Raw genomic sequence first — 22456 nt, 5'->3', positions numbered from 1 at the left:
CTAACCCGCGGCCAGCCGGCGCGGCGCGGACTCCGCCGGAGGTGCCGGCTTGCGGCGCGGGAAGACCTCCCCGGGCGTGGGGATGGGCCGCTTCGGAGCGGCGGGTTCCGGAGTCGGCCGTTCCGAAGGCCCGGGAGCCGGCTTCTGCCCGGGGTCCCGGACGGGCTCCTGCGGGGGCCCGGAGGGGCCGTCGGCCTCCCCCTCGCCCTGCTGGGCCCCGGACACCCCCGCGCCGCCGGCGAGGGCCAGCAGGCGCGTCCTCGCGGGCGGCACGGCAGGAGCCGGCACCTTCCGCCCGCCCTGCGCGAACCGCGCCCGTACGTCCTGCTCGGCCAGCGCCTGGCAGCGGTCCAGCAACGCAGCCGCCGCGGGGTTCCCGCGCAGCGCCCGGAGCGCGGCGAGATCGTCCGGCGTCGGCCGGTGCCCGGCGCCGAGCGCCTCCTCCAGGAGGGTGAGGTATCCGGCGGCGGTACCCGGCAGGGCGGCCCGGTAGCGGCCCAGGTCGGCCACCAGGAAGGCACGCAGTCTGGCTCCCTCGCACATCGCCTCGTCGAGCGACTCGGCGAGCCGGAAACAGTCCTGCACGTCCTCGGCGGAGGCGTGGCCGGGGTGAAGGGCGAGGGCGAGGGCGCGGCGGAGCACACGCAGCTCCTCCGCGCCGAACGCCATGCCGCCGCGGGATCCGTATGGCGTGGGCATGCGGCGACGCTACCCACTAATCGGACAAAAGTGACGATTCCGCATCTGATTTCCCCGCGTGTCGCTCCGGCTTTCCCTCATCCGGTGCCACCGCGGCGCCGGCCGCCGACGTGACTGCCGGGACGCCCACGTGACGGCGAGGCCGGGGGCGTCGCGGGCGGGCTGCCGGCGCCCCGGCGAGGGGGGCAGCGTCACTGGCGGAGCGGTGAATTTCCCGGCCCGCGCCTGGGCTGGGAGCTGCCGCCGTCGGGCGGGGTGGTGGAGTCCCCGTGAGGGGGCCGGCACACGGGGGCCGGTGGGGTTCTCGGCGGGGCCGGTGCGGGCCTGGGTGAGGGCAGGGGCGGCGTCACGGGCCGGTGGGGTTCTCGGCGGGGCCGGTGCGGGCCTGGGTGAGGGCAGGGGCGGCGTCAACGGGCCGGTGGGGTTCCACGCGGGGCCGGTGCGGGCCTGGGTGAGGGCAGGGGCGGCGTCACGGGCCGGTGGGGTTCCACGCGGGGCCGGTGCGGGCCTGGGTGAGGGCAGGGGTGGTGTCGGCCCGGGCCGGGGTGGCGCGGGGGCGGCCCGGCGTCTGGTCGGCGCCGGGCCGCCTCACACCGCGGGCCTGCTCAGAGCCGTGACACGTTGCGTTCGTAGACCAGGCGGAGGCCTATCAGGGTCAGCCACGGCTGGTGTTCGTCGATCACCGAGGACTCGCCCAGCACCATCGGCGCCAGACCACCCGTGGCGATCACCGTCACGTCGTCCGGGTCGTCGGCCAGCTCCCGGGCCATCCGGCTGACGACCCCGTCGACCTGCCCGGCGAACCCGTAGACGATGCCGGCCTGCATCGCCTCGACCGTGTTCTTGCCGATCACGCTGCGCGGCCGGGCCACCTCGATCTTCCGGAGCTGCGCGCCCTTGACGCCGAGCGCCTCAACGGAGATCTCGATGCCGGGCGCGATCACCCCGCCGACGTACTCCCCGCGCGCGGAGACCGCGTCGAAGGTGGTCGCCGTACCGAAGTCCACGACGATCGCCGGGCCGCCGTACAGCTCGACGGCCGCGACCGCGTTGATGATCCGGTCGGCGCCGACCTCCTTGGGGTTGTCGGTGAGGATCGGCACGCCCGTCTTCACGCCCGGCTCGACCAGCACGGCGGGTACGTCGCCGTAGTACCGCCGGGTGACCTCGCGCAGTTCGTGCAGCACCGACGGGACGGTCGCGCAGATCGCGATGCCGTCGATGCCGTCGCCCAGTTCCTCGCCGAGCAGCGGGTGCATGCCCATCAGGCCCTGGAGCAGCACCGCCAGCTCGTCCGCCGTGCGGCGCGCGTCCGTGGAGATGCGCCAGTGCTCGACGATGTCCTCCCCGTCGAACAGCCCGAGGACCGTGTGCGTGTTGCCGACGTCGATCGTGAGGAGCATGGCCGTTACTCCGCCTCGCGCAGGTCCAGGCCGATGTCCAGGATCGGCGAGGAGTGGGTCAGCGCGCCGACGGCCAGGTAGTCCACGCCGGTCTCGGCGTACGCGCGCGCGTTGGCGAGCGTCAGCCGCCCGGAGGCCTCCAGCAGCGCCCGCCCGCCGACGATGCCGACGGCCTCCGCGCACTCGCCGGGCGTGAAGTTGTCCAGCAGGATCAGGTCGGCGCCCGCGTCCACGACCTCGCGGAGCTGGTGCAGGGTGTCCACCTCGACCTCGATCGGCACGTCCGGGAAGGCCTCCCGTACCGCCTTGAAGGCCTGCGCGACACCGCCGGCGGCGACCACGTGGTTGTCCTTCACCAGGGCCGCGTCGGACAGCGACATGCGGTGGTTGACGCCCCCGCCGCAGCGGACGGCGAACTTCTCCAGCGACCGCAGGCCCGGCGTCGTCTTGCGGGTGTCCCGCACGCGCGCCTTGGTGCCCACCAGTGCGTCCGCCCACGCGCGCGTGGCGGTCGCGATGCCGGACAGCCGGCACAGGATGTTCAGCGCGCTGCGCTCGGCGGTGAGCAGGTCACGCGTGCGCGTGGTGACCGACAGCAGCCTCTGCCCGGCCTCGATCCGGTCGCCGTCCTCCACGTGCCGCTCGACCTCGAACTCGTCCGTGCACACCACGGAGAGCACGGCCTCGGCGACCCGGAGGCCGGCCACGACGCCCGCCTCGCGCGCGGTGAAGTCGGCGGTGGCCACCGCCTCCTCGGGGATGGTCGACACCGTCGTCACGTCCACGCCGCCGTCCAGGTCCTCCTGGATGGCGACGTTGGCGATGTCCTCGACCTCGATCGGGTCCAGTCCGGCAGCGGCCAGCAGTTCGGCGAGCGCGGGGTCCAGCCCGCACTCCAGGTACTCCTCGTCGCCCTCGGCGCCGCAGGCGCAGCCGTCGCCGCAGCCGCCGGTCGAGGCGAGGGGAAGGTCGTCGGTGCTCACGTCTGTCACTGCTCCTGGGGCGCTGGTGTTACCGGACAGGGGGGAAGTCTGCGGTGTCGGTGGTGCGTACGGCCAGCGACCGGTCCGGATTGAGCCGTACGACGATGTGGCGCCGCCAGTTCGCGTCGTCGCGCTCGGCGCGGTCCTCGCGCCAGTGACAGCCCCGGGTCTCCTCGCGCTGCCGGGCGGCGGCGACCAGGACCCGGGCCACGCACAGGAGGTTCGTCGCCTCCCAGGTGTCCACGCCGGGCTCGGCGGTCTTGCCGTTCTCCTCCAGCGCGTCCCGGGCCTCGGCGTGCAGCTTCTGGAGCTGGTCCGCGGCCCTGGCGAGGGACTCCTCGGAGCGCAGCACGCCCGCGCCCTCGGTCATGGTCCGCTGGATGGCGAAGCGGCTCTCGGGGGTGAGCAGCGGGTGGGCCGGCTTCCCGGGGTCCGGGACCGGTACGGGCACGCGCGCGTGGAGGCCGTCCGCCGCGTGGGCGGCGGCGATGTCGGCGGCGATCCGCTCGGCGTAGACGAGGCCTTCGAGGAGGGAGTTGGAGGCGAGCCGGTTGGCGCCGTGCACGCCGGTGCAGGCGACCTCGCCGCACGCGTACAGGCCCGGGACCGTGGTGCGTCCCCGCGCGTCGGTGCGGACGCCGCCGGAGGCGTAGTGGGCGGCCGGGGCGATCGGGATGGGCTCGGTGACCGGGTCTATGCCGTTGGCGCGGCAGGCGGCCAGGATGGTCGGGAAGCGGTGCTCCCACATGTCGGCGCCGAAGTGCCGGGCGTCGAGGTACATATGCTCGGCGCCCTGCTCCAGCATCCGCCGCAGGATGCCCTTGGCGACGATGTCCCGGGGCGCCAGCTCGGCCAGTTCGTGCTGGCCCACCATGAAGCGCACGCCGTCCCCGTCGACCAGGTGGGCGCCCTCGCCGCGCACCGCCTCGGAGACGAGCGGCTGCTGGCCCTCGGCGTCCGCGCCGAGGAACAGCACGGTCGGGTGGAACTGCACGAACTCCAGGTCGCTGACCTCGGCACCCGCGCGCAGCGCCAGCGCCACACCGTCGCCGGTCGACACGGACGGGTTGGTGGTCGCCGAGAACACCTGGCCCATGCCGCCGGTCGCGAGGACGACGGCGGGGGCGTGCACGGCGCCCACGCCGTCGTGCTGGCCCTCGCCCATCACGTGCAGGGTGACCCCGGCCGTACGGCCCTCGGCGTCCGTCAGCAGGTCCAGGACCAGCGCGTTCTCGATCGTGCGCAGCCCGCGCGCGCGGACGGCCTCCACGAGCGCCCGGGAGACCTCCGCGCCGGTCGCGTCGCCACCCGCGTGCGCGATCCGGCGCCGGTGGTGGCCGCCTTCGCGGGTGAGGTGGATGTCGCCCTCGTCGTCGGTGTCGAAGTGGGCGCCGGTGGAGATCAGCCGCCGCACGGCGTCGGGGCCTTCGGTGACGAGGATCCGCACGGCCTCCTCGTCGCACAGGCCCGCGCCGGCCACCAGGGTGTCGTCCAGGTGCTGCTCGGGGGTGTCACCCTCGCCGAGGGCCGCGGCGATGCCGCCCTGCGCCCAGCGCGTCGAGCCGTCGTCCAGGCGGGCCTTGGTGACGACGACCGTGGTGAGCCCGGCGGCCTCGCAGCGCAGCGCGGCGGTGAGGCCGGCCACTCCGGAGCCGACGACGACCACGTCAGCGGAGATGCTCCACCCGGGGGCGGGTGCGTGCAGTCGTATGCCTGTCCTGGTCACGAGGCGGCTCCGAAGGTGAGAGGAAGATTGTCGATCAGCCGGGTCGTGCCGACCCGGGCGGCGACGGCGAGGACGGCCTCGCCGGTGAAGTCGTCGCCGATCTCGGTGAAGTCGGCGGGGTCGACCAGCGCCAGGTAGTCCAGCTCCAGGGGCGGGTCGAAGCGGGCGGCCTCGTCCAGGACCTGGCGGGCGGCGGCGCGGACGGCCGCCGGGCCGCCGGGCGCGGCGGTGGCCACCGCGTGCGCGTCGGCCGCCGCGCGGGACTCCCCTATGGCGCTCAGCGCCTCGGCACGCGCGTGCGTGGAGGGCACTTCCCGGGCCCGCGCGCGCAGCGCCTCCTGTGCCGCGTGGCGGTCCCGGCCGGCGAAGAGCGCGCGGGACAGCGCGAGGGCGGTACGGCGCTCGTCCGGGGAGAGGTAGCGGTTTCGGCTGGACAGGGCGAGCCCGTCCTCCTCGCGGACGGTCGGCACGGCGACGATCTCGACACCGAAGTTCAGATCCCGCACCATGCGCCGGATCAGGGCGAGCTGCTGGGCGTCCTTCTGGCCGAACAGGGCGACGTCGGGGCGGGTGAGGTGCAGCAGCTTGGCGACGACGGTGAGCATCCCGTCGAAGTGCCCGGGCCGTGAGGCACCCTCCAGGCGCTCGCCCATGGGGCCCGCGGACACGCGCACCTGGGGTTGGCCGCCCGGGTAGACCTCGTCCACGGAGGGCGCGAAGACGGCGTCCGCGCCCGCCTGCTCGGCCAGCTTGAGATCGGCTTCCAGGGTGCGCGGGTAGCGGTCCAGGTCCTCGCCCGCGCCGAACTGCAACGGGTTGACGAAGACCGTGACGACGACCTCGCCGTCGGGGCCGGCGACCTCACGCGCGGTGCGGACGAGGGTCGCGTGGCCCTCGTGCAGGGCACCCATGGTCATCACGACGGCGCGGCGGCCGTGGCGCACGCGCGCGTGCAGCTCTTCGGCGGTGCTCAGCAGGGCGGTGCTCATCGGTCGTTCCCCTCGGTGCCGGTCGTGCCGTCGGAGCCGTTCGTGCCGTCGGTTCCCTCGCCTCCCTGGCTCGCGTGGCCTCCGTCGGCGAGTACCCCGAGCAGGTCCTCGGCGAGCTCCGGCTTCAGCAGGCCGTGGGCGAGCGCGCGGTCGGCGGTCGCGCGGGCCATGGCCAGATAGCCGGCCACGGTCTGCGGGGCGTGCTTGCGCAGCTCGGTGATGTGCGCGGCGACCGTACCGGCGTCCCCGCGCGCGACCGGGCCGGTCAGCGCGGCGTCGCCGGAGCGCAGGGCGTTGTCCAGGGCGGCCCCGAGCAGCGGGCCGAGCATCCGGTCGGGTGCCGCCACACCGGCCGTGCGCAGCAGTTCCATGGACTGGGCGACCAAGGTCACCAGGTGGTTGGCGCCGAGCGCCAGGGCCGCGTGGTACAGCGGGCGGTTCTCCTCGCTGATCCACTCGGGTTCGCCGCCCATCTCGATCACCAGGGCCTCGGCGGCCAGCCGCAGCTCCTCGGGCGCGGTGACGCCGAAGGAGCAGCCCGCGAGCCGCTGGACGTCCACCGGCGTACCGGTGAAGGTCATCGCCGGGTGCAGGGCCAGCGGCAGCGCGCCGGCGCGCAGGGCCGGGTCGAGCACCTTCGCGCCGTACCGGCCGGAGGTGTGCACGAGCAGCTGTCCCGGCCGTACCGCGCCGGTCTCGGCGAGGCCGGCGACCAGGCCGGGCAGGACGTCGTCGGGGACCGTGAGCAGCACCAGGTCGGCGCGCTGGAGCACCTCGGCGGGCGGCACCAGCGGGACGTCCGGGAGCATGGACTCGGCGCGCCTGCGGGAGGCGTCGGAGACTCCGGAGACGGCCACCGGGCGGTGCCCGGCGAGCTGGAGGGACGCGGCCAGCGCGGGGCCCACGCGACCGGCGCCGACGACGCCGACGGTGAGCCGCGCGGGGCGGTCCTTGAGGTCTGGTTGGTGGACTGTACTCACGCGACGGCGGCCTTCCCGTTCCAGTCCGCTCTGGGTACCGGACGATTTCTCGTCATGTTAACGCTATCGGGTGGGGCGGCGACCGGTTGTCCACAGGCTGTGGGTTTCACCACGTCCTCGCCCGCGCCTTCGGCACAGGAAGAACCAGTCAGGGAAACCCGGCTGCCGCGCCGGGCCGCGCGCGGCATGATCCACGGCATGACTGATGTGGCTGAGCAGGACGACGGACGGTCGGCGGAGGAGCGGTTGCGGGAGCGGCGCAGGGCCGCCCAGCGGGGGGCGCGGCGCATCCTGGCGCACGCGACCGCGCGGGGCTCGATCCGCGAACGGCTCGCGCTGCTCCAGGAGGCAGGCGCGGAGGTGTACGACCTGGACGAGCCCGGGGACGTCTACGGCGACCAGATCGTGGCCGCCCTGGAGGAGCGGGTCGCCGCGCTGCTCGGCACCGAGGCCGCCGCGTTCTTCCCGACGGGCACCATGGCCCAGCAGGTGGCCCTGCGCTGCTGGGCGGCCCGCACCGGGAACCCGACGGTGGCGCTGCACCCGCTGGCCCACCCGGAGGTGCATGAGAGGCAGGCGTTCAGCCAGGTCAGCGGGTTGCGCCCGGTCAGAGTGGGCGGTGAGCGCCGGCTGCCGACGGCGGCCGAGATACGCGACCTCGAAGAGCCCTTCGGGGCGCTGATGCTGGAGCTTCCCCTCAGGGACGCCGGTTTCGTGCTGCCCACCTGGGAGGAGCTGACCGAGGCCGTCGAGGCGGCGCGGGAGCGCGACGCGGTGGTGCACTTCGACGGCGCGCGCCTGTGGGAGTGCACCGAGCACTTCGGGCGTCCCCTCGCGGAGATCGCCGGCCTCGCCGACAGCGTCTACGTGTCCTTCTACAAGTCCGTCGGCGGCTTCGGCGGTGCCGCGCTCGCCGGTCCGAGGACGCTGGTGGAGGAGGCGAAGACCTGGCGGCACCGGTACGGCGGCATGGTCTTCCAGCAGTTCCCGACCGTCCTGTCCGCGCTCATCGGCCTGGACCGCGAGGTGCCCCGGCTGCCCGAGTACGTGCGGCACGCGCGCGTGGTGGCCGCCGCGCTGCGCGACGGCTTCGCGGCGGCCGGGGTGCCCTGGGCCCGCGTCCACCCGGAGGAGCCCCACACCCACCAGTTCCAGGTCTGGCTGCCGTACGAGCCGGAAGTGGTCTCCGAGGCGGCCCTCCGGCAGGCCGAGGAGACCTCGGTGATGCTCTTCGCGAACGTCTGGAGCGCCGGCGGGCCCGGCCTAGCGTTCACGGAGGTCGGCGTCCAGGCCGCGGGACTCGAGTGGACGGCGGACGACGTCCGCGCGGCCGTACGCGACTTCGTGGACCGCCTGCCGGGCAGGGACTAGAGAGCGCGGACGCGCAGCCGCCGGGCCAAGGCGCGCAGCGAGCGGACCAGGGCACGCCGGAGCCGCCCGCCCGCCGGGCGTCCGGCGACGACCGCGCGAAAGCGCCGGCGGTCGCGCACCTCGCGGAGGAGGTCGAGGTCGCGGCGGCCCGGCGCGGGCGGCTCGGGCTCGCCGTGCAGGCGGGCGCGGTAGCTGTCGAGGAGGTACTGCTGGGTGACGCTCATGGCGGATCGCCTTCTCAGGTCGTGGCTGTTCGGTGACTGATCGGGCTCCGCGGCTGCCCTGGTGTCCTCCACGCTGCCCCCGCTCGGCGCGGACGTCCCGTGGATTGACGGCTGCCGTCAATCCACGGGGGCGCTGTCAGTGGCCCGGTGCACCATGGGGGCATGAGCGTGACCATCGACATCACCGGGCTGCCCCTGGAGAGGGTCTCCGTCGTGCCCTCTCCGCTGGCGGAGCTGGGGATGGCGCTGCACGCGCTGAGCGAGCCCGGCCACCACCCCGGCCTCCAGGGCTGGGCGACCGCCGTCTCCTCCCGGCTGGAGCCCTGCCTGGCCGACCGGCTGTGCGAGGCGGACTTCCTGTGGCGCACGACGTTCTCGGACGTCTTCGCCCCGTTCGCCGGCCTCCCGGGCGGGCGCGCGCTCCCCGGCGCCACGCTCGCCGAAGAGCTGGACCAGCTCGACGAACTGACGGACGCCCAGTTCGTGAACGCGGCCCTGGAGTTCACCTGCCAGCTGCGCTACGACGTCCAGGAACCCGGCCCGCTCGACGACCCGGAGCTGCGCCGCCGCTCCCTGGAACTGGCCGCCGCGCGCGGTGCCGTGCAGGAGCGGTTCACGCGCCGGCTGCTGACCGATCCGCCGGCCGTGCGCGCCTGGTTCCGGCAGCTCATGCTCGACTGCGACGACGCCTTCTTCGCCGACACCTGGGCCCGCGTCCAGCCCCAGCTGGCCGCCGACGCCCGGCACAAGACCGAGCTGCTGCGCCGCAAGGGACTCGCCGAGGCCCTCGCGGCCCTGTCCGGGGCCGTCTCGCTGGACGAGGAGGCCGGGCTCGTCACGGTCGACAAGCTGCTGGTGGGCCGCACCGCCACCGGCGACGGCGGGCTGGTGCTCGTACCGACCAGCCTCGGCTGGCCGCACGTGCTGGTCCTGCACCGGTACGGCTGGCAGCCCTCGATCACCTACCCGGCGAGCGGCCCCCGCCCGCAGGCGCCGTCCGTCGAGCAGCTCACGCGCCGGCTGGAGGCGCTGGCCCACCCGGTGCGGATGCGGCTGTGCCGGCACCTCGCGCGCGCCCCGCACACCACGAGCGAACTGGCCGATGCGCACGGCATGTCGGCGCCCGAGATATCCCGGCACCTGGCGGCGCTGAAGAAGGCGGGCCTGATCACCGACTGCCGCCGCGGCCGGTACGTCCAGCACCAGCTGGACCTGTCCGCGGTGGCCCGGCTGGGCAGCGACTTCATCGAGGGCGTCCTGCGCTGAGGAAGCGGGCCGTCGCCGTCAGCCGTGGCCGCCGGCGCGCACCAGCCCCGTCTCGTACGCGAGCACGACCACCTGCACCCGGTCGCGCAGGCCGAGCTTGGTCAGGATGCGGCCCACGTGGGTCTTCACGGTCGCCTCGCTCAGCACCAGGCGGGCCGCGATCTCGCCGTTGGACAGGCCCTGCGCGACCAGCACCATGACCTCGCGCTCCCGCTCGGTGAGGCGTTCCAGCTCCTTGTGCTGGGGCTCCTTGCCGGCGGAGGGCAGCATCGGCGCGAAGCGGTCCAGCAGGCGCCGGGTGGTGGAGGGTGCGACGACCGCGTCGCCGCTGTGCACGGCGCGGATGGCGGCGAGGAGATCACCGGGCGGCACGTCCTTGAGCATGAAGCCGGAGGCGCCCGCCTTCAGCCCGGAGAAGGCGTACTCGTCCAGGTCGAACGTGGTCAGGATGAGGACCTTGGGCGCGTCCGGCTCGGCGCAGATACGCCGGGTGGTCTCCACACCGTCCAGCTTCGGCATGCGGACGTCCATGAGGACGACGTCGACGGCGGTGGACCGCAGCACCTGGAGGGCCTCGACGCCGTCGCCCGCCTCCGCGACGACCTCCATGTCCGGCTGGGCGGCAAGCACCATCCGGAACCCGGTGCGCAGCAGCACCTGGTCGTCGACGAGCATCACGCGGATCGTCATCGGGCCTCTTCCGTCGGGGATCAGGGGATCGGTCAGTGCGCCGGCTTGAGCGGCAGCAGGGCGCTGATGCGGAATCCTCCGCCCGGGCGCGGGCCGGCGTCCAGGGTGCCGCCGACCATGCCGACCCGTTCGCGCATGCCGATCAGGCCGTGCCCCTGCCCGTCGGCGCCGCCCTCCTCGTACAGCTCGTGCGGGGCACCCTTGCCGTCGTCCTCGACCAGCAGGCCGAGTCCGTCGTCGAAGTAGACCAGGCGGACGCTCGCGCCCGCGCCCGGCCCCCCGTGCTTGCGGGTGTTGGTCAGCGCCTCCTGCACGATCCGGTACGCGGTCAGCTCCACGCCGCTGGGCAGCGGCCGCGGGGTGCCCTCCACCTTGAAGTCGACCGGGAGACCGGAGCTGCGGCACTGCTCGACGAGGTCGTCGATCTGCTCGACGTCGGGCTGCGGGACGTACTCCCCGCTCTCCTGGTGCTCACCGGTGCGCAGCACGCCCAGCAGGCGGCGCATCTCGGCCAGGGCCTGACGGCCGGTGGAGGAGATCGTCTCGAGGGCCTTTCTCGCCTGGTCGGGCGCGGCGTCCATGACGTAGGCGGCGCCGTCGGCCTGCACCACCATCACCGACACGTTGTGCGCGACGACGTCGTGCAGCTCGCGCGCGATGCGCGCGCGCTCGGCGGCGACCGCGACCTTCGCCTGCGCCTCGCGCTCCTTCTCCAGGCGGGCCGCGCGCTCCTCCAACTGGGCGAAGTAGGCCCGCCGGGTGCGCATGGAGTCGCCGAGCACCCAGGCGAGGGCGAAGGGCACCGTCTGGAAGACCGCTATGGCGGCCTGTCCGAGGAAGCCGGTGTGCTCGGCCGGCCAGCGGATCTGGGCCACGGTGGCAGCGCAGAGGCTGACGGCGAGGGCGAGCCGCGAGGCCCAGCGCGCGCCGACCGTCGCGACCGTGTAGGTGATCACCAGCATGGCGAAGTCGGCGACGGTCGTCTCGACGTCCAGGATCAGCTGGGCCAGCCCGGTGACGAGGGCGAGCAGCAGCATCGGCTCCGGGAACCGGCGGCGCAGCGCGACGACGACGCACAGGACGGTGGAGACGGCCATCCCACCGGCAATCGTCCCGTGGTGACCTTGCACCCCGTCGAGATTGACCACGCTCAGCGCGGACAGCCCGAACAGGACGACGGCCCAGAAGGAGTCGACCCAGGTCGGGTGGCGGCGGAGGAAGTCGTAGAGGCGCTGCACGTAACCCAGAGTAGGGAAACCAGATGCGTGCAGGGGTCAACCGAGGGACCGATCCGTGCCCGGCGCGCGTACTCCCCAAGGTGGATGCCGTGATCACCAGTGTGCCTAGTCTGGTGCGGTGACGGATGGGACGACGGCGGAGCACTCCGGCCGGGACAGCGGGAATTCCGGCCCGCGCGGCTGGCGCGCGGCGGCCGGCGCGGCCCTGTACGGGCCCGGCGGCTTCTACCGGCGCCCGGAGGGCCCGGCGGGCCACTTCCGCACGTCCGTGCACGCCTCCCCGCTGTTCGCGCGGGCCGTGGCCCGGCTGCTGTGCCGGGTCGACGCGGCCCTCGGGCGCCCCCCGGTGCTGGACTTCGTCGACATGGGCGCAGGGCGGGGGGAACTGACCGGCGGGGTGCTCGCCGCCCTGCCGGCCGACGTGGCCGCACGCGTGCGTGCGTACGCCGTCGAGGTCGCCGACCGCCCGGCCGGCCTGGACGAACGGATCACCTGGCTGAGCGAACTCCCGGACGCGGTCACCGGGCTGCTGTTCGCCAACGAGTGGCTGGACAACGTGCCCGTGGACGTCGCCGAGGTGGACTCCGCGGGCGTGCCCCGGCTGGTGCTCGTCGCGGAGGACGGCTCCGAGCGGCTCGGGGAGCCCGTGACGGGCGCGCCGGCCGACTGGCTCGCGCGCTGGTGGCCGCTGCCGGCCGAGGAGGGACTGCGGGCGGAGATCGGGCTGCCCCGGGACCGGGCCTGGGCCGCGGCCGTGGGCCGGGTGGCGCGAGGGCTCGCGGTGGCCGTGGACTACGCGCACACCGTGGACGCGCGCCCCCCGTTCGGCACCCTCACCGGCTTCCGCGAGGGCCGGGAGACGGCTCCCGTCCCGGACGGCTCCTGCGACATCACGGCCCATGTGGCACTGGACGCGTGCGCGGCGGCGGTCGGTACGGCACACACGCCCTCCGGCACGGCGCACACGCCTCCCCACACGGCGCGGAAACCCCCTCACACGACGCAGGGGGCCCGTGAAACGGCGCGCGAGCTTCCCAGGGCGCGCCTGCTCACGCAACGCGCCGCTCTGCGAGCCCTCGACATCACCGGCGCACGCCCCCCGCTCGCGCTCGCCTCCACAGACCCCTCGGCCTATGTGCGCGCCCTGGCGAGCGCCGGTGAGGCGGCCGAGCTGACCGCACCGGGCGGCCTCGGCGACTTCGGCTGGCTGCTCCAGCCGGTCGGCATCCCGGACCCCCTGGCACCGGCTCCCTGAAGCCAGACCCCCTGAAGCCAGGACCGCAGGACCCGCCCGGGCTGTGAGGCCCTTACTTGTCGATGTCGCCGACCACGAAGAACATCGACCCCAGGATCGCCACCATGTCCGCCACCAGCGTCCCCGGCAGCAGCTCGGTCAGCGCCTGGATGTTGTTGTACGAGGCCGAGCGCAGCTTCAGCCGGTACGGGGTCTTCTCACCCTTGCTGACCAGGTAGTAGCCGTTGATGCCGAGCGGGTTCTCGGTCCACGCGTACGTGTGCCCCTCGGGCGCCTTCAGCACCTTCGGCAGCCGCTGGTTGATCGGCCCGGGGGGCAGCTCGGCGAGCCGGTCCAGGCAGGCGTCGGCGAGGTCCAGCGCGTTGTGGGTCTGCTCCAGCAGGACCTCGAACCGGGCGAGGCAGTCGCCCTCGCTCCGGGTGACGACCTTCAGGGTGTCCTGGAGATCGCCGTAGGCCAGGTACGGCTCGTCGCGGCGCAGGTCGAAGTCGACGCCCGAGGCGCGCGCGAGGGGCCCGCTCACGCCGTAGGCGTGCACCGTCTCCGGCGTGAGCACGCCCACCCCGCGGGTGCGGCCCCGGAAGATCTCGTTGCCGAGCACCAGGTCGTCGAAGACGTCCATGCGGGAGCGCACGGCGGCGACGGCCTCACGCGCGCGTGCCGTCCAGCCGGCCGGCAGGTCCTCCTTGAGGCCGCCGACGCGGTTGAACATGTAGTGCATGCGCCCGCCGGAGACCTCCTCCATGACGTTCTGGAGCACCTCGCGCTCCCGGAACGCGTAGAACACCGGCGTGATCCCGCCCAGCTCCAGCGGGTAGGAGCCGAGGAACATCAGGTGGTTCAGCACCCGGTTCAGCTCGGCGAGCAGCGTGCGCGTCCACACCGCCCGCCCGGGGACCTCCATGCCGAGCATCCGCTCCACCGCGAGGACCACGCCCAGCTCGTTCGAGAACGCCGACAGCCAGTCGTGGCGGTTGGCGAGCACGATGATCTGCCGGTAGTCGCGCGCCTCGAAGAGCTTCTCGGCGCCCCGGTGCATGTAGCCGATCACCGGCTCGGCGTGCACGATGCGCTCCCCGTCCAGCACGAGCCTGAGCCGCAGCACCCCGTGCGTGGACGGGTGCTGGGGCCCGATGTTGAGCACCATGTCGGTGCTCTCCGCCGCGCCGCCGATACCGACCGTGGTCTCCGTCGTAGGAGTCATGGGCCCAGTTTCCCCTACGTACGCTGGGCTCATGGAAACGGGGAGTCTGGAAGGGACCGGGGCGCCGGCGGACCAGCCGGTGTGGCGCGGGCTGCGGCCCGGGCTGCTCCGGGTGCGCCGGCTGCTGCTGGTGGTGTGGACGGTGGTGCTCGCGGTCGCCGCGGGGCTCCTCCCGGGCCTTCTCGCGGGGCCCGCGTGGGCGGCCTGGGCGTTGCTGCCGCCGGCGTGCGCCGCCTGGTGCTGGTGGCTGCTGGAACGCAACTGGCGCTCGTGGCGGTACGCCGAGCGCGCCGACGACCTGCTGATCAGCCGCGGTGTCCTGTGGCGTGAGGAGACGGTCGTGCCGTACGGGCGGATGCAGCTCGTGGAGGTGACCTCCGGACCGTTGGAACGGCGCTTCGGGCTGGCCACGGTGCAGTTGCACACGGCCGCCGCCGCGACCGACGCGACCATCCCCGGCCTCGACCCCGAAGAGGCGGAACGCCTGCGCGACCGGCTGACCGAGCTGGGCGAGGCACGATCGGCGGGCCTGTGACCTCCCCCGACGGCACCGACGGCATACCCGGCGGCGGCACACCGGACGGCGGCACACCGCGGCGCCCGCCCGTCACCGAGCGCCGGCTGCACCCGGTCACGCCCTTCCGCCGGGCGTGGGCGCCGCTCGCCGTGCTGGCCGGCTGGGCCGCGCACGACCCGAACGGCGCCCAGGAGCAGCTCACGCGGCTGACCGGCACCGTGCTGCTGCTGGGGGTCGCGGTGGTGGTGCCGGCGGCGGGCCTCTACGGCTTCCTGTCCTGGTGGTTCACGCACTACGCGGTCACCGACACCGAACTGCGCATACGCACCGGGCTGTTGTTCCGGCGCACCGCGCACATCCGCCTGGAGCGCGTCCAGGCCGTGGACGTCTCGCGTCCGCTCCTCGCGCGCGTTGCGGGCGTCGCGAAGCTGCGGATCGACGTCGTCGGCGCCGAGAGCAAGGACGAGCTGGCCTTCCTGGGCGAGCGGGAGGCGCGTGCCCTGCGCGCCGAGCTGCTCGCGCGCGCGGCGGGCTTCGCGCCCGAGACGGCGCACGAGGTCGGAGAGGCACCGGCGCGTGTACTGCTGCGCGTGCCCCCGCGCGAGCTGGCGCGCTCGCTGGTGCTGACGGGCGCCACCTGGGGCTCGCTGTGCGCCGCACTGGTGCTCCCGACCGTGCTGTGGCTGGTCACCCACAGCCTGTGGACGGTCGTCGGGACCGCCCTGCCCCTGGTCGGCGCGGCCGGCGCGAGCAGCGTGGGCCGGTTCGTCGCGGAGTTCGACTGGACCGTGGGCGAGTCCCCGGACGGGCTCCGCATCGACCGCGGGCTGCTCGACCGTACGCACGAGACGGTGCCGCCCGGCCGGGTGCAGACCGTGCGGATCGTGGAGCCCCTGCTGTGGCGGCTGCCGGGCTGGGTGCGGGTGGAACTGGACGTGGCCGGGTCCGCCAACTCCGTGCTGATCCCCGTCGCCCCGCGCGCGTTCGCCGAATCGGTCGTCGCGCGCGTGCTGCCCGGCGTGACCGTGCCCCGGGAGCTGTCGCGGGTGCCGCGCCGGGCCCGGTGGTGTCTGCCAGTGTGGTGGCGCGGGCACGGGCTCGCGGTCACCGGCGCGGTGTTCGCCGCCCGGAGCGGCCTGCTGTGCCGCCGGCTCTCGCTGGTTCCGCACGCCAAGGTGCAGAGCGTACGGCTCACCCAGGGGCCCTGGGAGCGGCGCTGGGGGCTCGCCGACGTCCATGTGGACACGGGTGCGAACAAGACCGTGACGGCCCGGCTGCGGGGCTCGGAGGAGGCCGCGCGGCTCCTGGCCGAGCAGGCGGAGAGGTCCCGCACGGGCCGCCGGGACGCCCTCCCGGACCGCTGGATGACCACCGACTGACCGGTACCGCCCCACCGGACCGGCGAACCGGCGGCTCGGCGCAACCCCACCAGCCAGCACCCCGACGCACCCCGCCGACCCCATAAACCGGCCCCCCCGGTACGGACCGATGCTTCGGGCCCGGCTCCCCGCGAGGGAAGTCCGGGCCCGGTGCTCGGTCCGTACGGCTGACGACGGCTCAGGAGGCCGCGCTGCGCAACCCCTGGATGTCGATCTGCTCGGTCTCGTCGTGCGCGGTCAGGTCGATGACCTGGCCGACCCCCCGGGAGCGCGCGTCGGCGGCCTTGAACCCCGCCTCGGACTCGGCCTTGTGCACGGCGAGCGCCTCGGGGCCGACGACGTCGGCGAGGTCCTCGTTCTGCACGGAGTCCAGCGTGGCCTTCGGCCCGCCCTTCTGGGTGCCGAAGAAGTCGAAGCCGCCCTCGACCACCGGTCGCCGCGCGGGCGCCGCCGGTACGACGGCCACCGCGGTCGGCACGGTGAAGTGCCCGGCGGGCGGCCGGCCCACGGGGCGCGCGAGTTCGGCGGCCGGAGCGGGGCCGGCGCCGTCCTTCACGCCGTCCGCCGCGGGTTCTCCTTTGGCGACCGCGGCCTCGGCGTCGGCACCCTCGGGAGCCGAGTGGGCATCCTGCTCGGACGTCTCCGACGCGACGGCAACGGACCCGGCCGAATCGGTGGCTCCAGCAGCGTCAGCGGACTCGGCGGACTGGCGGGCCCCAGCAGCGTCAGCGGGCTCGACGGCGTCAGCGGACTCTGCCGGCTCGGCGGGCTCGACGGGCTCCAGCCGCGCGGCCCGGACCTCCGCCGCCTCGGGCTCGTCCCCGTCGGCGTCCCCCTCGGCGTCGGCCTCGATCCCGGCCCCGGACTCCGCCTTGCCCTGAGCCTCCCGGTCGAACCGCGCCAGAGCCGTCAGCGCCCGCCGGTACAGCGGGGCGCCGTCGGGCGAGAACACCGACGGCCGCTCCTCGGTGCCGGACACCTCCGGACGCGCGGCGGCCAGGGGCTCGGCGCTGCGCCCCGGCGGCAGCGCGCGCGACGACGAGGGCGCGGGCTCCGGCTCGGGCACCGCCGCCTCGATCTCCAGCAGCCGCCGTCCCTCCAGGGCGCTGGCGCGCTCGGTCTCCGCCGTGGCGTACCGGCGCAGCAGGGCGGCGTGTTCGTTGCGCAGGCCCGCCAGCTCCGCCCGCTTGGCGCGCAGCCGCTGCTCCAGCTTCGTGCGCAGCTCGCGGGACTCCTCCAGATCGGTCTCCAGCTCGGCGACCCGTTCCTCGTGCCGCCACTCGTCGCCCGCACGGGCGCGCATGAGTTCGGCGACCTGCTTGCCCGCCTGCGCGTCCCAGCGGCGCATCACGACCGCGCCGACGACCGCCGTCGCGGCGGCCGCCGCGGCCAGTGCGCGCAACACGGTGACCTCGGAGAACACCCAGGGACCCAGCGCGCAGGCGACGGAGACGCCGGCGATCGCCGACGGGGGCAACAGCCGGTGCAGAGGCGGGGAATGGCGGTGGCGTCCACGTGGCATGGCCAGAAACTTACCGCGCGTAGGCGGATCGTGGGCCCCCGCCCCGTAAAAACACGGCCACACCGTGGGTCTCATGGGGCGTCAGGGCCAGGCCGGCTCAGCGGTCGGTGAGCCGTCCGCTGAGCCACTGGAGCGTCGGCGGGATCTCGCGCATCCAGGTGTTGAAGTTGTGCCCGCCGCTGCCGAGGATGATCGACGAGATCCGGGTCCGGTTCGTGGCCTGGACCTGCTGGATGAACTTCATCGTGGCGTTGTAGTTGTGCTCGCCGACCTTGCTGCTGGTGACGAGCAGCGAGGTGTCCGGCGCCTCCTCGTGCTCCAGCAGCCAGAACAGGTCGGCACGGTTCCGCAGCTTCTCGTCGCCGTGGAAGAGGTCACCGGTGGTCGGGTCGATCGGCGCCTTGTAGTACGCCGAGAGACCCCCGCCGGCCGCGTAGACGTCCGGGTGGTGCATGGCGAGCTTGAGGGCGCAGTAGCCGCCCGTGGAGTCGCCGATGACGCCCCAGCTGCCCGGCCGTTTGCCGGCCCGGTAGTGCCCGAGGACGGCCTCCGGCAGATCCTTGGCGAAAAACGTTTCCGCTTGCGGCCCGCCCGGCACGTCGACGCACTCGGTGTCCCGCGGCGGTGCCACGGTCGGCCGCAGCATCACCAGGATCATCGGCTGCACCCGCCCGTCCTTGGCCAGCCGCTGCGCCGTACTCGGGTACTCGAGCTTGTTCACCAGCGCCCGCGCGGTGCCCGGGTAGCCGGTCAGCACGACCGCCGCCGGGAACGTACGCGTGCGGTACTGCGGCTGGAAGTACTCCGGCGGCAGGTACACGTACGCCGGCGTGGCGATGTGCGACCTACGGCCCACGATGTCGACCTTCTGTATCTGCCCGCCGGTCTCCGGCCGCGTGGCTTTCACGCCCGGCACGTCGGAGGTGGAGACCACCTGGAGCGGGCCGCCGGTGCTGCCGTTGGCCGAGTGGTCGACGACGATCCCCTGGTCGGTCTCCTGGCCGAACAGGTCCGCCCAGCTCGCGTAGAAGCCGAAGGCCTGGTTGGCGGCGAGCCCGACGGAGGCGAACAGGGTCACCTGGGTGAACAGCAGCAGACCGATCCGCCCGCTGACGGCCCGCCAGTTCGGGCGGGCCAGGCGCGGCCACAGCCATACCGTGCCGACGAACAGGACGACGGCGAGCACGATCGCCAGCACCAGCACTTTGTTGCTCGTGAGACCCATGGGCTGTTTCCTGCCTGTGTTTTCCGCCCGTGCCGCGCCCGCGCGACGTTGCGAGGGCTTGCCCGGGGCTTTCCTTGGCCTTTGACCCGACTTTCCGATGGGGAGTGAACCTCTCCCCCCGAGACACCGTCCTAGAGGGCGCAATGTCACCGGATGCCCGATCGGGCCCGGGTTCAAGGTCTCTCGCAGAACTACGGGATGCGATGTCTGTCAGGATAGATGGGGAAATGTCGGGCGGGGTTCCGGGCCGATCAAGCCGGGCGCGGCGCATACTGCGCGGCCCGCGCCCCGAGGCCGTTCCCGCCGTGGTCGGCAGGGCCGCCGCGCTCGTGGGCGTCCTGGACATCGCCGCGGGTGTCTTCCCGCGCTTCCGTCACAGCCGTATGCACACCCTGGCGGAGGTGCTGCCGGGCTCCTTCGGGCCGTTCGCGGCGGCTCTCTCGCTCAGCGCGGGCGTGCTGTTGCTGCTGCTCGCGCACGGGCTCAAACGGCGCAAGCGCCGGGCGTGGCGCGCGGCGGTCGCGCTCCTCCCGGCGGGCGCGGTGGCGCAGTTCGCGTACCGGCACTCGGTCGTGGGCGTGCTGATCGCGGTCGCGCTGCTGGTGCCGCTGCTGCGCCACCGCGACCAGTTCGCGGCCCTGCCCGATCCGCGCAGCAGGTGGCGCGCGCTCGCCAACTTCGTGCTCATGAGCGCCGGTTCCCTCGCCCTCGGTCTCGTCATCGTCAGCGTCCACCCGCACCGGACGATCGGCGACCCGAGCCTCGCCGACCGGCTGACGCACGTCATCTACGGCCTGGCCGGCTTCGAGGGCCCGGTCGACTACCAGGGCAACACCTCCTGGACGGTCGCCTTCTCCCTCGGTGCCCTCGGCTGGATCACCGCCGTCACCACCATCTACCTGGCCTTCCGCCCGGAGCACCCGGCCGCCCGCCTCACCGAGGAGGACGAGGTCAAGCTGCGCGCGCTGCTGGAGAAGCACGGCGGGCGCGACTCGCTCGGCCACTTCGCGCTGCGCCGCGACAAGGCCGTCGTGTTCTCGCCGAGCGGCAAGGCCGCCGTCACCTACCGGGTCGTGTCCGGCGTGATGCTCGCCAGCGGCGACCCCATCGGCGACGTCGAGGCCTGGCCGGGCGCCATCGAGCGCTTCATGGACGAGGCCAGGGCCCACTCCTGGACACCCGCGGTCATGGGCTGCTCGGAGACCGGAGGCGAGGTGTGGACCCGTGAGACCGGCCTGGACGCCCTGGAGCTGGGCGACGAGGCGGTGGTGGACGTGGCGGATTTCTCGCTCGCCGGACGCGCGATGCGCAACGTGCGCCAGATGGTCAAGCGCATCGAGCGGGCCGGCTACGAAACCCGGGTACGGCGCATCCGTGACCTCGGCGAGGCCGAGTTGGAGCGGATCCGCCGGGCGGCGGAGGACTGGCGCGGCACGGACACCGAGCGCGGCTTCTCCATGGCGCTCGGCCGTATCGGCGACCCGGCCGACGGCGACTGCCTGATCGCCACCGCCCACAAGCAGGATGACGCGCCGGGTGAGTACGGCGACCTGAAGGCGATCCTCCACTTCGTGCCCTGGGGCGAGGACGGCGTGTCGCTGGACCTGATGCGCCGTGACCGCAGCGCCGACCCGGGCATGAACGAACTGCTGATCGTCGCCGCCCTTCAGGCCGCCCCGAAGTTCGGCATCGCCCGGGTCTCGCTGAACTTCGCGATGTTCCGCTCCGCCCTCGCGCGGGGCGAGAAGATCGGCGCGGGACCGGTGCTGCGCGCCTGGCGCGGGCTGCTGGTGTTCCTCTCGCGCTGGTTCCAGATCGAGTCGCTGTACAAGTTCAACGCGAAGTTCCGGCCGCGCTGGGAGCCGCGGTTCGTGGTCTACCGGGCCTCCGCCGACCTGCCCCGCATCGGCTTCGCCGCCATGCAGGCGGAGGGCTTCGTCAACCTCGCCGTGCCGCTGCCGCGCTTCCTGCGCCGGCGCCGCAGGACGGCCCAGCGCCCGTGTGCGCACGCGGTGCCCGAACGGGACGTCCGAGCGGCCTGAGCCGCCCACCTGCCTCCCTAGCCCCGACACGCCGTGCGGTACGGCCCCGGGACCGGCCCGGGCGGAAGCCCCACCCCCTCCAGCACCGGGGGCTTCCGCCCGGGCCGCGGCGCGAGGGCGGCACCCTCCTGGGCCTACGCTGAACGTATGAACAACCTCAGCGGGCGCGGCCGAGTCGCCGGCCTTCCGGCATGGGACCGGTGCGCGGTCATGGGGGTCGTGAACGTGACCCCCGACTCCTTCTCCGACGGCGGCCGCTGGTTCGACACGACCGTCGCCGTCAAGCACGGACTGGATCTGGTCGCCGAGGGCGCGGATCTGGTCGACGTCGGCGGGGAGTCCACCCGGCCCGGTGCCACGCGCGTGGACGAGGCGGAGGAGCTGCGGCGGGTCGTCCCCGTGGTGCGCGGCCTCGCCTCCGAGGGCGTCGTCGTCTCGGTCGACACCATGCGCGCCTGCGTCGCCGAACAGTCCCTCGCGGCCGGCGCCGCCCTCGTCAACGACGTCAGCGGCGGCCTCGCCGACCCCGCGATGATCCCGGTGGTCGCCGACGCGGGCGCCCCCTTCGTCGTCATGCACTGGCGCGGCTTCCTCCAAGGCGGCAACGTCAAGGGCGTCTACGAGGACGTCGTCGGGGAGGTCGTGGACGAACTGCACGCGCGCGTGGAGGCCGTTCTGGCGGGCGGTGTCGCCCCGGACCGCATCGTCGTCGACCCGGGCCTCGGCTTCTCCAAGGAGGCCGAGCACGACCTCGTCCTCCTCGCCCACCTCGACCGGCTGCGCTCCCTCGGCCACCCGCTGCTGGTCGCCGCCTCCCGCAAGCGGTTCCTCGGCCGGGTCCTCGCCGGACCGCAAGGGGCGCCCCCGCCGGCCCGGGAGCGCGACGCGGCCACGGCCGCCGTCTCGGCGCTGGCCGCGCACGCCGGCGCGTGGGCGGTGCGCGTGCACGAGGTGCGCGCCACGGCGGACGCGGTCCGGGTCGCCCGGGCCGTGGAGGAGGCGCGCGGCGCGGCGGGCGCGCCCGGCACCGGCGGCGACAGCAGGCCGGAAGGAGAGCGGTGAGCGCCCCCCACACCGACGTCGAGCAGGTGGAGGCCGCCAACACCGCCTTCTACGAGGCGCTCGAACGCGGCGACTTCGAGGAGGTCTCCTCCCTCTGGCTGACCCCCGCCGACCTGGGCGTGGACGAGACGTACCACGACCCCGCGGACAGCGGCGTCATCTCCTGCGTCCACCCCGGCTGGCCGGTGCTCACCGGCCGCGGCGAGGTCCTCAGGTCGTACGCCCTGATCATGGCCAACACCGACTACATCCAGTTCTTCCTCACCGATGTGCACGTCTCCGTGACCGGTGACACCGCCCTCGTGACCTGCACGGAGAACATCCTCAGCGGCGGCCCCGCCCCCGAGGAGGGCGCGGAGCTGGGCCCGCTGGTCGGCCAGCTCGTCGTCGCCACGAACGTGTTCCGGCGCACACCCTCCGGCTGGAAGCTCTGGTCGCACCACGCCTCCCCCGTGCTGGCCGAGACCGACGAGGACGACGACGACAACCACGTGAACGGCGTGAACCCGGACGACGAGCCCCTTGCCTGACCGGAAGAAGTGGTTGGAATCACCTACCCCGGGGTAGAAGCGGCTACCAGCCCATGACAGGGCCGGGTTCCCCAGGGGAAACGGCCGGTGAACCCTCCGGGCGCGGGCCCGCGCCCGCGCCCCCGCAGCCCGGCTTTGTCAGAGCGCGCAG

Annotated in this window: 20 protein-coding genes; 8 read left to right on the top strand and 12 right to left on the bottom strand. The window is 74.1% G+C overall.

Translation table 11 applies throughout. The features are described 5' to 3' along the window. The 6 genes from OO52_RS18955 to OO52_RS18930 form a co-directional block, all read right to left on the bottom strand. Window positions 1-669 carry a hypothetical protein gene (locus tag OO52_RS18955; protein ID WP_030651511.1) on the bottom strand — a complete coding sequence of 223 codons (669 nt, stop codon included), beginning with the start codon at window positions 667-669 and terminating at the stop codon, window positions 1-3. Between the two features lie 635 nt (window positions 670-1304). Next, window positions 1305-2102, bottom strand: coding sequence for a type III pantothenate kinase (locus OO52_RS18950; RefSeq protein WP_030651508.1), 798 nt, complete (start codon window positions 2100-2102; stop codon window positions 1305-1307). Window positions 2103-2107: 5 nt separating this feature from the next. Beyond that, the gene (gene nadC, locus OO52_RS18945) at window positions 2108-3085 is read right to left on the bottom strand and encodes a carboxylating nicotinate-nucleotide diphosphorylase (RefSeq protein WP_030651505.1); all 978 of its coding nucleotides are present in this window, start codon (window positions 3083-3085) and stop codon (window positions 2108-2110) included. A 28-nt stretch (window positions 3086-3113) separates the two neighbouring features. After that, window positions 3114-4811 (bottom strand): L-aspartate oxidase, encoded by a 1698-nt coding sequence (locus tag OO52_RS18940; protein WP_030651504.1) that lies wholly within the window; start codon window positions 4809-4811, stop codon window positions 3114-3116. After that, the gene (gene panC, locus OO52_RS18935; protein WP_030651502.1) at window positions 4808-5800 is read right to left on the bottom strand and encodes a pantoate--beta-alanine ligase; all 993 of its coding nucleotides are present in this window, start codon (window positions 5798-5800) and stop codon (window positions 4808-4810) included. Before panC ends, OO52_RS18940 begins: the two co-directional genes overlap by 4 nt. Beyond that, the gene (locus tag OO52_RS18930) at window positions 5797-6780 is read right to left on the bottom strand and encodes a Rossmann-like and DUF2520 domain-containing protein (protein WP_030651500.1); all 984 of its coding nucleotides are present in this window, start codon (window positions 6778-6780) and stop codon (window positions 5797-5799) included. Before OO52_RS18930 ends, panC begins: the two co-directional genes overlap by 4 nt. Before the next feature lie 198 nt (window positions 6781-6978). Here OO52_RS18930 and OO52_RS18925 point away from each other — a divergent pair, with 198 nt between their 5' ends. After that, window positions 6979-8151, top strand: a complete 1173-nt coding sequence (locus OO52_RS18925) for a threonine aldolase family protein (RefSeq protein ID WP_030651498.1) — start codon at window positions 6979-6981, stop codon at window positions 8149-8151. Here the strand turns inward: OO52_RS18925 and OO52_RS18920 are convergent. Further along, on the bottom strand, window positions 8148-8375 hold the full coding sequence (locus OO52_RS18920; RefSeq protein WP_030651495.1) for a hypothetical protein: 228 nt from the start codon (window positions 8373-8375) through the stop codon (window positions 8148-8150). The two genes, OO52_RS18925 and OO52_RS18920, sit on opposite strands and share 4 nt — an antisense overlap. A 162-nt stretch (window positions 8376-8537) precedes the next feature. Between OO52_RS18920 and OO52_RS18915 the strand changes: the two genes are divergently transcribed. Beyond that, window positions 8538-9641, top strand: coding sequence for a DUF5937 family protein (locus OO52_RS18915; RefSeq protein WP_030651493.1), 1104 nt, complete (start codon window positions 8538-8540; stop codon window positions 9639-9641). Between the two features lie 18 nt (window positions 9642-9659). Here the strand turns inward: OO52_RS18915 and OO52_RS18910 are convergent, their stop codons facing one another. Together OO52_RS18910 and OO52_RS18905 are read right to left on the bottom strand one after the other, a co-directional pair. Then, window positions 9660-10331, bottom strand: a complete 672-nt coding sequence (locus OO52_RS18910) for a response regulator (protein WP_030651489.1) — start codon at window positions 10329-10331, stop codon at window positions 9660-9662. Between the two features lie 32 nt (window positions 10332-10363). After that, on the bottom strand, window positions 10364-11569 hold the full coding sequence (locus OO52_RS18905) for a sensor histidine kinase (protein ID WP_030651486.1): 1206 nt from the start codon (window positions 11567-11569) through the stop codon (window positions 10364-10366). Window positions 11570-11687: 118 nt separating this feature from the next. On the opposite strand from OO52_RS18905, the gene OO52_RS18900 reads away from it, so the two are divergent. Continuing rightward, complete coding sequence (locus OO52_RS18900) at window positions 11688-12824, top strand: SAM-dependent methyltransferase (RefSeq protein ID WP_199819943.1); 1137 nt, start codon at window positions 11688-11690, stop codon at window positions 12822-12824. A 52-nt stretch (window positions 12825-12876) separates the two neighbouring features. On the opposite strand, the gene OO52_RS18895 is transcribed toward OO52_RS18900, so the two are convergent. Further along, window positions 12877-14028, bottom strand: coding sequence for an NADH-quinone oxidoreductase subunit D (locus OO52_RS18895; RefSeq protein ID WP_030651480.1), 1152 nt, complete (start codon window positions 14026-14028; stop codon window positions 12877-12879). A 31-nt stretch (window positions 14029-14059) separates the two neighbouring features. Here OO52_RS18895 and OO52_RS18890 point away from each other — a divergent pair, with 31 nt between their 5' ends. Next, complete coding sequence (locus OO52_RS18890; RefSeq protein ID WP_030651477.1) at window positions 14060-14563, top strand: PH domain-containing protein; 504 nt, start codon at window positions 14060-14062, stop codon at window positions 14561-14563. A 23-nt stretch (window positions 14564-14586) separates the two neighbouring features. Beyond that, window positions 14587-15924 (top strand): PH domain-containing protein, encoded by a 1338-nt coding sequence (locus OO52_RS18885; RefSeq protein WP_234337891.1) that lies wholly within the window; start codon window positions 14587-14589, stop codon window positions 15922-15924. A gap of 178 nt (window positions 15925-16102) precedes the next feature. Here the strand turns inward: OO52_RS18885 and OO52_RS18880 are convergent, their stop codons facing one another. Next, entirely contained in the window at window positions 16103-17446 is a 1344-nt protein-coding gene (locus OO52_RS18880) for a hypothetical protein (RefSeq protein WP_199819942.1), read from the bottom strand. 97 nt (window positions 17447-17543) lie between these two features. Then, a complete protein-coding gene (locus tag OO52_RS18875) occupies window positions 17544-18671 on the bottom strand; it encodes an alpha/beta hydrolase (protein WP_030651468.1) in 1128 nt (375 codons plus the stop codon). A 227-nt stretch (window positions 18672-18898) separates the two neighbouring features. On the opposite strand from OO52_RS18875, the gene OO52_RS18870 reads away from it, so the two are divergent. From OO52_RS18870 to OO52_RS18860, 3 genes are all read left to right on the top strand, one after another. Further along, the gene (locus tag OO52_RS18870; RefSeq protein ID WP_030651465.1) at window positions 18899-20713 is read left to right on the top strand and encodes a phosphatidylglycerol lysyltransferase domain-containing protein; all 1815 of its coding nucleotides are present in this window, start codon (window positions 18899-18901) and stop codon (window positions 20711-20713) included. Window positions 20714-20860: 147 nt separating this feature from the next. Further along, window positions 20861-21775 (top strand): dihydropteroate synthase, encoded by a 915-nt coding sequence (gene folP, locus OO52_RS18865; protein ID WP_031027972.1) that lies wholly within the window; start codon window positions 20861-20863, stop codon window positions 21773-21775. Continuing rightward, window positions 21772-22305, top strand: a complete 534-nt coding sequence (locus OO52_RS18860) for a nuclear transport factor 2 family protein (protein ID WP_030651459.1) — start codon at window positions 21772-21774, stop codon at window positions 22303-22305. The genes folP and OO52_RS18860 overlap by 4 nt, the downstream gene beginning before the upstream one ends. The last annotated feature ends 151 nt before the right edge of the window (window positions 22306-22456 follow it).

It is taken from the genome of Streptomyces flaveolus (assembly GCF_000716535.1).
Taxonomy (GTDB): domain Bacteria; phylum Actinomycetota; class Actinomycetes; order Streptomycetales; family Streptomycetaceae; genus Streptomyces; species Streptomyces flaveolus_A.
Note: the sequence above shows the minus strand (reverse complement) of the source record. Positions and strands in the feature narration are given on the sequence as shown.

What these genes read in the sequence shown, in the direction of transcription:
- OO52_RS18915 (WP_030651493.1), top strand. Translation starts at nt 8,538, where the DNA reads ATGAGCGTGACCATCGACATCACCGGGCTGCCCCTGGAGAGGGTCTCC.
- OO52_RS18910 (WP_030651489.1), bottom strand. Translation starts at nt 10,331, where the DNA reads ATGACGATCCGCGTGATGCTCGTCGACGACCAGGTGCTGCTGCGCACC.
- panC (WP_030651502.1), bottom strand. Translation starts at nt 5,800, where the DNA reads ATGAGCACCGCCCTGCTGAGCACCGCCGAAGAGCTGCACGCGCGCGTG.
- OO52_RS18870 (WP_030651465.1), top strand. Translation starts at nt 18,899, where the DNA reads ATGTCGGGCGGGGTTCCGGGCCGATCAAGCCGGGCGCGGCGCATACTG.
- OO52_RS18880 (WP_199819942.1), bottom strand. Translation starts at nt 17,446, where the DNA reads ATGCCACGTGGACGCCACCGCCATTCCCCGCCTCTGCACCGGCTGTTG.
- OO52_RS18890 (WP_030651477.1), top strand. Translation starts at nt 14,060, where the DNA reads ATGGAAACGGGGAGTCTGGAAGGGACCGGGGCGCCGGCGGACCAGCCG.
- OO52_RS18950 (WP_030651508.1), bottom strand. Translation starts at nt 2,102, where the DNA reads ATGCTCCTCACGATCGACGTCGGCAACACGCACACGGTCCTCGGGCTG.
- OO52_RS18920 (WP_030651495.1), bottom strand. Translation starts at nt 8,375, where the DNA reads ATGAGCGTCACCCAGCAGTACCTCCTCGACAGCTACCGCGCCCGCCTG.
- OO52_RS18955 (WP_030651511.1), bottom strand. Translation starts at nt 669, where the DNA reads ATGGCGTTCGGCGCGGAGGAGCTGCGTGTGCTCCGCCGCGCCCTCGCC.
- OO52_RS18875 (WP_030651468.1), bottom strand. Translation starts at nt 18,671, where the DNA reads ATGGGTCTCACGAGCAACAAAGTGCTGGTGCTGGCGATCGTGCTCGCC.
- OO52_RS18895 (WP_030651480.1), bottom strand. Translation starts at nt 14,028, where the DNA reads ATGACTCCTACGACGGAGACCACGGTCGGTATCGGCGGCGCGGCGGAG.
- folP (WP_031027972.1), top strand. Translation starts at nt 20,861, where the DNA reads ATGAACAACCTCAGCGGGCGCGGCCGAGTCGCCGGCCTTCCGGCATGG.
- OO52_RS18925 (WP_030651498.1), top strand. Translation starts at nt 6,979, where the DNA reads ATGACTGATGTGGCTGAGCAGGACGACGGACGGTCGGCGGAGGAGCGG.